The organism is Cyclobacteriaceae bacterium, assembly GCA_025808415.1.
Classification (GTDB): domain Bacteria; phylum Bacteroidota; class Bacteroidia; order Cytophagales; family Cyclobacteriaceae; genus UBA2336.
The window spans coordinates 1,596,786-1,609,476 of the sequence record CP075525.1 but is presented as its reverse complement, the minus strand read 5'-3'; the positions used below and the strand labels follow the sequence as shown (position 1 = coordinate 1,609,476).

Sequence of the window (12,691 nt, the reverse complement as noted above, 5' to 3'; positions counted from 1 at the left end):
TGATGAAAGGTAAAAAATTAACCCACACTGACGACTCCGGAAATCCACAAATGGTGGATGTGTCCCCAAAAGTTATCACCAAACGAATTGCCCGGGCACAGGCGCATGTTCACGTGGGCGCTGAAATCATCAACCTCATTAAACATAGTGAGCTTGTAACCAAAAAAGGCCCCGTATTCCAAACCGCCATACTGGCCGGGGTAATGGGTGCAAAAAAAACTGCTGATTTAATCCCGCTCTCCCACCCCATTGGTATTGAAGATTGTAAAATTACCATCGCCATCCGTAAAGAGGTTATTGTTATTGAAAGCCATACATCCATAACGGGCAAAACAGGAGTGGAAATGGAAGCCCTGACGGCAGTAAGCATAGCCGCGCTTACCATCTATGACATGTGCAAAGCGTTGTCGCATGAAATCACCATCAGCGAAATAAAACTTCTCGAAAAAACCGGAGGTAAAAAAGACTTTAAACGCAAACCATGACAACCTTACGAAGAAGGCTCTACCTCACGCTGGAGCCCACAGAACGCGGAGGTACACTTGAACGTATCTTTGAAACCATTTTAATCACCACCATTATCCTTAACATTGTGGCCATCATTCTGGAATCAATTCCAGAAATAGAGGCTCAGTATCAGGAAATATTTGATCACTTCGAACAGTATTCAGTGATCTTCTTTACGCTGGAATATGTGGCACGGCTCTATGCCATTGTTGAAAATCCTAAATATAAGCATGGCATTCACGGAAGGTTGAAATACATTAAAACACCTATGGCCCTGGTGGACCTGATGGCTTTTATGCCGTTCTACCTGACATTCCTTCCCATTGATTTACGGTTTATACGAATCTTCCGGTTAATGGCGCTCTTCCGCATGTTTAAGATTACACGCTACATGCAAGCCATGATTATTTTTAAAAAGGTTATTGCCGAGCGAAAAGAACAACTGGTGCTCAGTTTCATCTTTATCATTTTTATTCTGGTCATCATTTCTTTCTTCATGCACCTGGCAGAACGTGAAGCCCAACCCGATAAATTCGGCTCAATACCTGAAGCTATGTGGTGGGGTATGGCCACATTAACAACCGTTGGGTACGGTGATGTAGTACCCATTACACCACTCGGCAAAGTACTTGGTGGCTTGTTTGCCATTGCCGGTGTTGCGTTTTTGGCGCTTCCTGCCGGTATTCTTTCTTCAGGATTTTTTGAGTTGCTCCATAATCCACAATCAAAAAAACATACCTGCCCGCATTGCGGGAAGGATTTTCATGAATGACCCAGGCATTATTAACGGGCTAATATTGGCCGGAGGTAAAAGTTCCCGGATGGGGACGGATAAATCCCTTCTCAACTATCATGGAAAGCCACAACGTGATTACCTGATTAGCATACTATCAACATGCTGTAGAAAAGTTCACCTGTCGTGTAAGGATACTACGGGCATTCCCGATCACTTCGATCCAATCGTTGACCGGTTTGATCTTGACTCACCGTTAAATGGAATTATGAGCGTATTTCAACAGGATCCGGAATCAGCCTGGTTAACGGTTCCGGTAGACATGCCTTTAGTAGACGAAAACACCTTAAGGTTCCTGATCAACCATCGCGATAAGTCAAAAATAGCCACTTGCTTTTGGGACTCAACGGGTAAACAGCCTGAGCCCTTACTTACACTTTGGGAACCTCATGCAATAACTTTATTGTCAGACTATTATAACGCAGGTGGATCAAGTCCTCGAGAATTTTTGTGCAAGCACCCTGCAAACATCATTAATGCAAGCACGCCAAATTGGCTCAAAAACATAAATTCAAAACAGGAATTTGATCATTTTGTAAATTCCTTACACCTCAAACCGTAAACCTGCTTTAAACATTTCCATCGATTGCATGAAAAAGTAAAACATTGCTTCATGCATAAATCTTTCATTGCCTTATTGAAAGGTGAAAAGCTAAACCACTAACAATGAGGGAAATAAAAACTTTTATCAGATGAAGGATACTTTTTAGCACCATTGTTGTTTAAACAAGTGAAGAACCATGGCCGTGCAGAAATACTTACATAGCACCACCATGGTCAGGCATAAAAAGTAACTTCGAAAAGTCTTGAAATAGTTTGGCTATGAAAACAACCACTAAATCACACATCAATCCGATCAATCGCGATCTGATGATTATTTTCTTTACCGGATTATTAATGGCAATTGGTTTGGTAACTGCGGGTATACTGTTGGTAAGTCAGCTATAAACCTTAGCCATATTCGGTTGGGCGGAAACCCACTCTTCCCCATCTTCGAAAATTTCTTTTTTCCAGATGGGAGCCTTTTCCTTAAGCGTGTCGATTATAAATTGGCAGGCTTCAAAAGAATCCCTGCGATGTGGGGAGGAAACGGCAATGGCTACGGAAACCTCGCCTGGTTTCAAAGTTCCTATACGATGGCTAACAGCCCATCCCAGTAATGGCCATCGATGAGCGGCTTCGTCAATGATTTTTCTTATCTCCGCAACCGCCATAGCTTCGTACGCCTCGTATTCCAGCCACAGCACTTTTTTGCCATGCGCTGTATTACGGACAGTTCCAATAAACACATTCACAGCTCCGGCACTCAGGCTGGAGGCGGTTTCAATCACTTTTTGAATGTCGATAGGCTTTGGTGTGATTTTGATCATACGTTCAAACGGTTTAGTTAGAAATAAGAAACCAGAAGGGGAAATTGAAAGTAGGATTTTGACAAAGAAAAAGCAAGGAGAATCAAAAGAAGGATTTTTACCCCCCGGCCACAGGCGGGATTAGGGCAATTTCATCCTCTTCGTTTAACACCTGGCCATCCTCAGCGTAGGATTGGTTTACTGCAATAAATAAGGATGTAAGAGTTGAAAGCCGGGGAAATCGCGAAAACAATTCGTTCTTAAAGTCCGCTACTGTTGATCCTTCCGGTAATTCCACAACCACTTCCTTAGCCCCGGCTATATCGCGGGTGATGCCAAATGTCTTAACCGAACACTTCATGTCAATGCCTTTTAATCCGTTTACACGATTGTTAAACGCGAAATATAAAAAATCGGTACTACTCACAAGGCGATTTAATATCTTTCCACCATGGGTAATGCCAAATTATACGATAATCACGGACGAGCAATCAACTACCTTCGCCTGGCGGTTACTGATCGCTGTAACCTGCGCTGCTTTTATTGCATGCCCGAAGAAGGCATTAAATACCTGCCCAAAAAAGACTTATTGACTTTTGAGGAAATTGAACGCCTGGTAAACCTGTTGGCTTCGATGGGCATAACCAAAATCCGGTTAACGGGAGGCGAACCTTTTGTACGCACCGACCTGATGCACCTGATCCGAAAGATTGTAGCTATTCCGGGTATTCATGATGTTCATCTTACGACTAATGGAGTACTCACCACACCCTACATCACAGAGCTTAAGGCTTTGGGTATTGCCTCCGTAAACCTCAGTCTTGATACACTCGACAAAACACGTTTTCATACCATCACCCGTAGGGATGAATTTGAAAACGTAATGAATACCTTCGAACAATTACTGCTTCATGATATTCCGGTGAAGGTTAATGCGGTAGTAATGGAAGGAAAAAATATTGATGACATTCTTCCCTTAATCGAGCTGACAAAAAGCAAAAACGTTTCGGTGCGTTTCATTGAAGAGATGCCCTTTAATGGTGAGGGTAATCACTATCCAAATCTTACATGGACCTACAAAAAAATATTTGAATACATTCAGCAGTATTATCCAGCGCTTCAAAGGGTTAATGATCCGGATTTCTCCACGGCTTATCATTATGTTGTACCCGGCTACCGCGGCAACATTGGTATTATTGCCGCGTTCAGCCGAACATTCTGCGGAACCTGTAACCGCATCAGACTTACCGCGCAAGGCACTCTTAAAACCTGTTTATACGATGATGGTGTTCTGAATATTCGCGATCTGATCCGCACAGGATGTTCAGATGAAGAACTAAAAAATCAATTACTGAACGCTTTTGCTCACCGCCCTAAAGACGGTTTTGAAGCTGAAGGAAGACGAAGTAAGCATAAACCTGTATCTGAATCCATGTCAACTATTGGCGGTTAATGTTATGAAACAAAAACTATTCTCTATCATCCTCATGAGCCTGTCACTGATGACATACGCTCAGCAAACACAAACAAAAAACTTCAGTGTTTCAGGAAAGGTAAAAACCGAAATGCAAATTGATCAAACCAGTTTACTCAACCACCCTGCTATTGCTATTGGCGATGTTGTAATCACTAATCACTTGGGTGAAAAGAAAAGTACAGCAAAAAATGTAAAAGGCGTTTTGATTCGTGAGGTGCTGACGACCGTAACACCAGATTGTGAAAACCCACGGGAATACAGTGAATACTACCTTGTTTTTAAAGCTATTGATGGCTATACGGTAGTATTTTCCTGGAATGAACTGTTCAATTCAACCGTAGGTGACCAGGCTTACTTTGTTGTTGAAAAAGATGGTAAAAGTATTCAAGACCTTAATGAAAGTATATCCATTCTAGTGCCTACGGATGAACGTACCGGAAGGCGCTACCTGAAAAACCTTACTACCATAACAGTTGGTCGGGCTCAGTAAAATTTCAATTCCCTGATCGTATGGATTATCCATCCAGCGTTCTATTTTGCAGGCTCTATCCATTTGTATGAAAAAACTAAACTTCGCGCAACACATTCTCCCTCATGTAGTTGCTGTACTTATCTTTCTAATTGTTACGGTGTTCTTTTTTGGCCCGGTCTTCTTTGAAAACAAAGCCATCAATCAACAGGACATAACCCAATCGGTAGGAGCAGCCAAGGCACTGCGTGATTTTCGGGAAAAAACAGGTGAAGAGGGTTTGTGGGCACCTAATATGTTCAGCGGTATGCCTGCCTACCTGATCAATGTAGAATGGGGCTACCAGGCTATTACGGGTTTAAAAATTGCGCTTGCATTAGGCTTGCCACATCCGGTTAGAAATATTTTCCTTGCCTTTCTCTGCTATTACATTCTGTTGCTGGCCTTTCGTGTAAAGCCTTACCTGGCCATAGCCGGAGCCATCGCCTTCGGGCTTTCATCGTACATGATTGTTGGCCTTGCTGCCGGGCACAATGCCCGCATTGGCGCCATTGCTTTTATGCCGTTAGTTATGGCGGGTATACATCTAACGTTTACCGGGAAACGAATTTTAGGTTTTGGTTTAACTACCGCTGCACTGGCACTTCACCTGCGCGAAAACCATTTGCAGATAACCTACTACCTTGCCCTGATTGTTTTGGGCTATGGATTGGTGCAACTTATCTATGCTGTTCAGGAAAAGAAAGTCGTAGATCTGGTAAGAAATGTAGCGATTCTTATACCGGCAGCACTTCTGTCAGTCGGTTCATTCTTTGGCCCGTTGTGGTCAATCAGCGAATACAGTAAATATTCTATTCGCGGAAAATCAGAGCTATCAAAACCCGGTACACAGCCCACGGATGGCCTTCGGAAAGATTACGCGTTTGAATACAGTAATGGCATTTTGGAACCAATGACCTTGTTGGTGCCAAACTTTTACGGAGGCTCAAGTATGCAAAATGTTTTTGCCGATGAGGGCAGTGCTGTACGAAAAGCGTTGAACACACAGGGCATTCAATATAATCCGCAGCAAATGGCCCACCCCGCCTATTGGGGCCCACAAAGTCTATCCGCACCTTATTACGCTGGAGCAATTATATTCTTCCTGTTTATTACAGGCATCATTTTTAGTGACCGAAAATACGTGTGGTGGCTGGTACCCTTGAGTGTAATCGCTATCATGCTTACATGGGGTAGCAATTTTGCAGGGTTTAATTATTTTATGTTCGATTACTTTCCCGGTTACAATAAATTCCGGTCGGTAACTTTTGCTATTGTCATCACACTGTTTGCCATGCCGTTGTTAGGCATGACCGGCCTTCAACGCCTGATAGACGCTGGGCTTAAAAATGAAAACAAGAAGAAACTTCTCATTGCCCTGGGTGCCAGTGGCGGACTTTGCTTGGTGTTGATACTCGCGGCAGGCATGTTCAGCTTTTTGAAAGATGGCGAAAGCGGTTTACCCGCCTGGTTTGTAAACGCCTTGCGTGATGAACGGAGAAGTTTGCTTCGGGCAGATGCCTTTCGTTCCCTGACCTTTATTGCTGGCGCATTTATTCTGATCTATTTCGAAGTGTTCAAAAAGTTGCCTTCAGCTTTTTATGGCATGCTTATCTTTTTTGTGTTGATGGATGTTGCCGTTGTTGACAGGCGATACTTTTCAAAAGACAATTATCAACGCAAAAGCAAGAATGCCGGAATACAACTTAGCGCTGGCGACCAGGAAGTACTGGACGACAAAAGCTACTTCCGTGTGATGAACATAAACGGGCCCATGAGTGATGCGCTTACCTCCTATTACCATAATTCCATTGGCGGCTACCATGGCGCCAAGCTGAAACGCTACCAGGATTTGTATGATTCATGCATTACCAAAGAGTTCACTTCCTTTATCAGCGAAGCGCAACAAGGCAGATTTGATTTCTCAAAATACCCGGTATTGAACATGCTCAACACAAAGTACATCATGTACGGACAAAACCGCGAGAACGTAATCACCAACCCTGAGGCAAACGGCCCAGGTTGGTTTGTGCAGGAAATTGTACCGGTGAACTCAGCAAATGAAGAAATACAGAAAACCTGCGGCATTGATTCCAAAACGCAGGCCGTTATTGATGTGTCAAAATTTACTGTTTCCGGATTAACACCCGATAGCAGCGCCACGATACGGCTTATCGAAAACACACCTAACCGGATGACCTATGAAGCCACAACCAATACTAACGGGTTGGCGGTGTTTTCAGAAATCTATTATCCGATAGGTTGGTCAGCCACCATTGACGGAAACGAGGCATCTATTATCCGCGCCAATTTTGTTTTACGCGCACTGGAAATACCGGCTGGCAAACATACTATTGAGTTCCGGTTTGCCCCAAAATCCTATACAACCGGAAACCCAATTACAACGGCCTCATCGTGGTTGGTGTTGTTGATTTTACTGGGAAGTATTGGCTGGAGTTGGCGCACGGAAAATTGATCTTGGGTTGTGAACTCCATTGAAATCCATCCGGCAACCTTGCATGATGCAACCACCTTGGCCCATCTTGGAAAAACCACTTTTTCGGAAACATTTGCACACCTCAACACAGAGGCCGACATGCAAGAATATCTTGCGGAAAATTTTTCTTTGGAGCAGGTAATCAAAGAACTAAACGATTACAATAATAAATTTTTCATAGCCTTGCAGGAAAACCAACCCATTGGTTACATGAAGCTACGATTAGGGAGCCATCCTGATCAACCGCAGCCTACCCACGCACTGGAACTGGAACGGATTTATGTACTCAAAGCGTACCTTGAAAAAAAAGTTGGTTCGGCACTACTGCACCATGCCATAACTTTCGGGCAGGACCTGGGCTACCAAACCTTATGGTTAGGTGTATGGGAGCATAATGATCGGGCTATCCATTTTTATAAGCGTTGGGGATTTACTCCTTATGGCTCACACATTTTTTTATTGGGTACCGATCCTCAAACAGATATTCTAATGAAAAAGGATTTAACGGAACTTACCCGCCTTTAAGCTTTTTCATTTGGGTCAATCCTTTACGGGTTAATGCAGCACGAACCCGATCGGCCAACCATGGCCACAGGGCCGCTAACTTTGCCAGTCGCCCGCGTGATGCCGGAATGCATATCTCCCGCTTTTTTGTTTTCATCAGCTTCAAAAGCTCACGGGTTATATCAGCAGGTTCAAGAGCTTTCAGGGTGCCGGAAAATACAAGGGCTGTTTCATCCTTAAACTGAAGTTCAAGATCATACATGGGTGTTTTCACCAAATCCGGGCACACCACGCTAACCGAAACACCAAAGGGTTTATATTCCATGGCTGCCGCAAGCGAAAAACCCCGGATAGCAAATTTTGAAGCACTATACAATCCTATGCCCGGTATAGGTGCGATACCGGCAAGCGAAGCGATGTTTATGATATGGCCGCCACCCTGCTTCTTCATATAATCACCAATCACTTTGGTACCATACATACTACCCTTGGCATTAATATCCATGTGTTTATCGATAAGGGTTATGTCGGCATTATATATAAAACCGGGTTGAACAATGCCGGCAAAATTGAACAGGTAATTCAGTTGTCCGAAAGCCTCCACTACTTTTCGGAGCAAATCCTGCCATGCCTCTGCCGAACGAACATCCATTTTATAGTGCATCACCTGCCCGTACTCAGGCAATAAATCCGTAACTGTATCAAGGTTAATATCTACCAGGCAAATTTTAAATTGATTTTGGGCCAAGGTTTGCGCGAAATGCAAACCCATTCCACTGCCCGCACCTGTTATAATAGCTACCGGGTGCAGCATGCTTCAAAAGTGATTGTATCCGTTGTGGTCAATGAGGGCTTCGATACACGAGGTAACATATTCGCCATTGCCATAGCCATACCAGTTCATTAAACGCGTCTCGTAATGATTTTGATCAAAATACTTATCGGGAGTTACATACCCTATATAACCGCCATTGAAACTGGTTAACATAACATTTAGTCCATATTTATTGGCATACTGATCGAGGTGATGATTAAACTCACCGGAATAATCGCAGGGTGTGCCGATCATTAATACATTTCCAATCCGCAAAGCATTTAAGTACACCGGGTATTCACCGAAGGCGTAGCGAAAAAGCCAGGGACGTAGGCTAAGCGAGCCCGTAAGCTTGGGCTGCGGACCGGGCAGCAACAACGGCACCCGGTAAAAAGCCAAAACACTACTGCTTATTGATAATAAAGAATCTCTATGCTCTTGAAAATAATTGGCCAGTTCAGTGCCCATCCAAGTGATGCAATCTTCACCCTCCGGAATACGGCAGGCATGGCTGCCCACCGCTCCGGCCATAAACATCGCAAAGGAATATCCTTGTGCTTCCAGGGCATCCACCAAGGCTCCGGGGTAATCGCGCGACAAGCTTAAATCTTTTGAAGTCAAACAGGTAGCATGTGCGGTATAGCTTAGCAAGATTTGTTTACGGTTATTATCCTGTTGTATCTCCACCACCCGAAGCAAGGAGTCCACGGGCCCGTTGCTGATAAGCCTGTTTCGAACAGCATGGGGAACGGCTATTGTTCCGGCTTTAAGTACTGCCGGCCTTACCGTGCGGTTTGCTGTTGCTATGGCCTCTTTTATCTGATCCACCATAAACCGCACCACTTGTTCATTATAAGCACCGTATAAAAAGGCTGCTGCGCCCTCCCCCCAATTACCAATGCTGTTATGGGTATGGGTAGCACCCAAATAAGTATTGTTAAGGGAAAAACCGATTAACGGAAGTTCCCGCTCTAACAAAGTGGTAACGGCAGGTGGGATGATCAGTAAATCGGCACTAACAATGGCTACACGTTGGGCACCATTATGCAATACCATTGCGCGCACAAAAACCGAATCGCGGATACTTTCAATCAGTTTACCTTTTCGCTTTCCGTATCCTGCAGTGGCCACCGGAAATGATGGGGTAAGGTTTACCTTGGCGTAACCTGCATAAAAGGATGAGATGTTTTGGGCTACTGGCGGTAATGATTTTATTTTTTCCTGCATTGTCAGCAACTCATCCGAACGGTCAATGCTCCGGTTAACGGGCGCAATGCTTATCAGGGCGATAAATACCACCAGTGCCAAAAGAGCCCCAAAAAAATAGAGTAAATAACGCAGTATCCGCTTCATAGGTTTTTAAAAGACCAAGATAGGATTCGCAGGGGCAATTTAAAATGAAGAGGCGTGCAATACGCTACTCATGGGTATAAAGCAATCTCCTGTTTGAAAAATCATACAAGGTTAACCTGCGCAAGTCATAGTACGATGTCCAGAATGAACGCAGGGCCCCCACATAACTGCGCTTGGCAGCATCCTTTTCAGTAAGGGCAATATTCAGGTTAGTAATATCGATTTTACCAATGAGATAACGGTTTTGTGAAACCACATAGCGTTCGTTGGCTACTTCATCCGATTTTTTAGTGATTTCAATCTGGCTTAACAAAACATCAAACTGCCCGACTTGCGTGATAATTTCCTGCTCAAAATTTACCTCATCCTGGGCAATCACATAGTCGTTCAGTTTTTTGTTGGCCAATGCGGTTTGCATGCGGGCCTGGTTTCGGCCCCAATCGATAATGGGTACATTCAATGAAAGTGCAAAAGTTTGTTGCTGGGTAGGGTTTTGGTAAATATCCGGTAAGGCCAATCCGTTATTGTTCAATCCGAATGCTGCCGTTAAGTTGGTTTGAAAACGTTGACCACGTGCCTGCGCCACTTCCCTGTCGGCTTCGATCTTTCGCCTTTCAAAGGCAATAAAATCAGCCCGATTTTCTTTGGCCAGTTGCATGGCCTGATCGACAGTGAGGTACAGCGGAGGAATTTCTTCGGGCAGTACTAATTCAAATTGTTCATTGTTACGTAGGCCTAAATAACTTCGCATCTGCAACCGTGCAATCTGTAAATTGATTTTGGCCTGGGTAACATCCTGACGTGAACGCAGAAGCTGCAACTCGGCCTGCAATAGTTTATCCTTTGGTGTAGTGCCTATGTTGTACCGCCCCTCTTCAATTTTGTAGATGGTGTCGTTATTGGCCAGGTTGAACTCTGCTATTTGCAGGTTTATCTGTGCATCCAGCACATCAAAAAACCGTGAAACGGCTGTTTGTGAGATAAATTCCATTTCTTCCACGTAACTCCTGCGCGATTCTTCATAACGAAGGGGCTCAGTTTTACGGTCCCACCGAAGTGTGTTGAAGGCAAAAATGGGCTGGGTAAGTTGAATGTTCATCACCGTGCCGCCCCACTGTTCACCCGGCTGTGGAAACTCAGCCAGGTAATTATTGAAGTATTGCAAACTTGAATTCACCGAAACAGTTCCCCCCGTAAAAAACAGCGGTTGTACCAGGCCCAGGTTAAGGTTATTGTTTGATTGTTCCACTTGGGTATACCGGAAGGAGCCATCCGCCAACGGGGCCTGGCTAACGCTTTTAGTATAGGCAGGTAGGGTGCCACTTAAACGCAACTGCGGATTAAAATTTGACCTGAAAAACCGATACTGCCAATACCGGTTTTCACGCCTCGTTTCGGCCTGGCGCGAAAGTGGCGACTGGCTTTTGGCCAGTTCGATCACATCTTGCAGCGTGTACTTTTGTTGTGCGAAAGTTGGTATGCATATGGCTGTTAACATCCAGGCCAGCATTCCGGTTCGAAATGTATTATTCATAACGTAACGATGTAATAGGATCCTGCATAGCTGCTTTGCGTGCCGGGGCAATACCAAAAATAAGGCCCACGGTGGCGGCCACACCAAAGGATAGTATGATTGATGTAAAACTGATAACGGTTGGAATATTGGCAAAAGAAGAAACCAGCATGGCTAAGGTAACGCCCAGCATAACTCCTATAATGCCACCGCTTACGCTGATCATCACGGCTTCAAAAAGAAATTGTTGCACAATGTCATTCTTTTGTGCACCGATGGCCAGGCGCAACCCGATTTCTTTGATGCGCTCCAATACCGAAGCAAGCATAATGTTCATAATACCAATACCACCAACCAACAATGAAATGCCGGCTATCGCACCAAGTACATAATTAAAAATATCGTTGGTGCGCTGTTGTTGTTTCAATAACAACTCAGGTATTTCAATTTCATAATCTACCACACCATAGTGCCTTCGTTGCAAAAGACGCGACAAGATTTCTGCTGTAGGCGTAAGCATATTCGTTTCATTTACCTGGATTACCAACCGGTCCAGTTGATGGTAGTTGACAGCCGGGCCTGAATCATCCTTGGAGTCATCGCCACCGATAATGATAATCCTTCCCCGACTGAAATTCGGTGTGGGATTGACTGAGTTTTGGGTTACCAGGTCGCGGTTTTTATAACGGATCAATACGGTTTGTAAGGGGGCATACACATCCATATTGAAGTCGCGGATGCCCAACTTGGCAATACTGCTTTCAGAAACATAGCGCTCCTTCATTACCCCAATTATGGTTAACCAGTTAGGTCCAACTTTTATCGATTTCCCTACCGGGTTTTCGGTTGGGAAAAACTTTGTTTTGATTGAGTTACCAATAATACACACCGGTGCCCCTATCTTAAGATGCTCGGGTGTGAACATGGCACCGTCTGACAACTCAAAATTGTAAATATCAAAATAGACAGGTTCCACGCCCACCAACTTGGCCGACCTGCGGATACCGCTTTTAATAATAGTCGACTCTAAAATTATTTCCGGGCTCATTTTGCTGATGCCCGGTATGGTTTCCATGATACTATGAACATCACGAACGGTAAGGCCCGGAGAGAATTTCTTCTTTTCTTTTTCAGCAGAAGCCTCCTCAATCTTTTGTTCTTCTTGTTCTACAATGGGCTTGATAACAATGTTATTGACGCCCACCAGTTTAATCTGTTCCAGTATTTCCTGTTGCGCCCCGTTACCGATGGCCAGCATGGCAATAACCGCTGCTACGCCAAAAATGATGCCCAATGCCGTGAGCAACGAACGTACTTTATTGGCGATTACCGCATCAATGGCGATGTAGAGGTTAGCAAATAGCCGCTCCTTCATA

Annotated in this window: 13 protein-coding genes; 7 read left to right on the top strand and 6 right to left on the bottom strand. The window is 44.3% G+C overall.

What is annotated here, in order from left to right; all coding sequences use genetic code 11:
* The first annotated feature begins 2 nt into the window (after nt 1-2).
* Genes moaC through KIT51_07580 form a run of 3 tightly spaced genes read left to right on the top strand, consistent with a single transcriptional unit; the run spans nt 3 to nt 1,862 of the window.
* Nucleotides 3-485: a cyclic pyranopterin monophosphate synthase MoaC gene (gene moaC / locus KIT51_07590; GenBank protein ID UYN88098.1), complete on the top strand. Its 483-nt coding sequence runs from the start codon at nt 3-5 to the stop codon at nt 483-485.
* On the top strand, nt 482-1,279 hold the full coding sequence (locus KIT51_07585; GenBank protein UYN88097.1) for an ion transporter: 798 nt from the start codon (nt 482-484) through the stop codon (nt 1,277-1,279). The genes moaC and KIT51_07585 overlap by 4 nt, the downstream gene beginning before the upstream one ends.
* Nucleotides 1,272-1,862: a molybdenum cofactor guanylyltransferase gene (locus tag KIT51_07580; protein UYN88096.1), complete on the top strand. Its 591-nt coding sequence runs from the start codon at nt 1,272-1,274 to the stop codon at nt 1,860-1,862. Before KIT51_07585 ends, KIT51_07580 begins: the two co-directional genes overlap by 8 nt.
* Before the next feature lie 376 nt (nt 1,863-2,238).
* Here KIT51_07580 and KIT51_07575 read toward each other — a convergent pair whose 3' ends face one another.
* Both KIT51_07575 and KIT51_07570 read right to left on the bottom strand, forming a co-directional pair.
* On the bottom strand, nt 2,239-2,670 hold the full coding sequence (locus tag KIT51_07575) for a molybdenum cofactor biosynthesis protein MoaE (protein ID UYN88095.1): 432 nt from the start codon (nt 2,668-2,670) through the stop codon (nt 2,239-2,241).
* Between the two features lie 97 nt (nt 2,671-2,767).
* Complete coding sequence (locus KIT51_07570) at nt 2,768-3,010, bottom strand: MoaD/ThiS family protein (GenBank protein ID UYN88528.1); 243 nt, start codon at nt 3,008-3,010, stop codon at nt 2,768-2,770.
* Between the two features lie 90 nt (nt 3,011-3,100).
* On the opposite strand from KIT51_07570, the gene moaA reads away from it, so the two are divergent.
* From moaA to KIT51_07550, 4 genes are all read left to right on the top strand, one after another.
* Nucleotides 3,101-4,102 carry a GTP 3',8-cyclase MoaA gene (gene moaA, locus KIT51_07565; GenBank protein UYN88094.1) on the top strand — a complete coding sequence of 334 codons (1,002 nt, stop codon included), beginning with the start codon at nt 3,101-3,103 and terminating at the stop codon, nt 4,100-4,102.
* A 4-nt stretch (nt 4,103-4,106) separates the two neighbouring features.
* Nucleotides 4,107-4,616, top strand: coding sequence for a hypothetical protein (locus KIT51_07560; protein UYN88093.1), 510 nt, complete (start codon nt 4,107-4,109; stop codon nt 4,614-4,616).
* A gap of 67 nt (nt 4,617-4,683) precedes the next feature.
* Nucleotides 4,684-7,110 carry a YfhO family protein gene (locus tag KIT51_07555; protein UYN88092.1) on the top strand — a complete coding sequence of 809 codons (2,427 nt, stop codon included), beginning with the start codon at nt 4,684-4,686 and terminating at the stop codon, nt 7,108-7,110.
* A 9-nt stretch (nt 7,111-7,119) separates the two neighbouring features.
* On the top strand, nt 7,120-7,656 hold the full coding sequence (locus KIT51_07550; protein UYN88091.1) for a GNAT family N-acetyltransferase: 537 nt from the start codon (nt 7,120-7,122) through the stop codon (nt 7,654-7,656).
* Here the strand turns inward: KIT51_07550 and KIT51_07545 are convergent.
* From KIT51_07545 to KIT51_07530, 4 genes are all read right to left on the bottom strand, one after another.
* Nucleotides 7,643-8,449, bottom strand: a complete 807-nt coding sequence (locus tag KIT51_07545) for an SDR family oxidoreductase (protein ID UYN88090.1) — start codon at nt 8,447-8,449, stop codon at nt 7,643-7,645. The two genes, KIT51_07550 and KIT51_07545, sit on opposite strands and share 14 nt — an antisense overlap.
* Nucleotides 8,450-8,452: 3 nt before the next feature.
* Complete coding sequence (locus KIT51_07540; protein ID UYN88089.1) at nt 8,453-9,802, bottom strand: neutral/alkaline non-lysosomal ceramidase N-terminal domain-containing protein; 1,350 nt, start codon at nt 9,800-9,802, stop codon at nt 8,453-8,455.
* A 64-nt stretch (nt 9,803-9,866) separates the two neighbouring features.
* On the bottom strand, nt 9,867-11,300 hold the full coding sequence (locus KIT51_07535) for a TolC family protein (protein ID UYN88527.1): 1,434 nt from the start codon (nt 11,298-11,300) through the stop codon (nt 9,867-9,869).
* A gap of 28 nt (nt 11,301-11,328) precedes the next feature.
* Nucleotides 11,329-12,690, bottom strand: a complete 1,362-nt coding sequence (locus tag KIT51_07530; protein UYN88088.1) for an ABC transporter permease — start codon at nt 12,688-12,690, stop codon at nt 11,329-11,331.
* Nucleotide 12,691 lies beyond the last annotated feature (1 nt).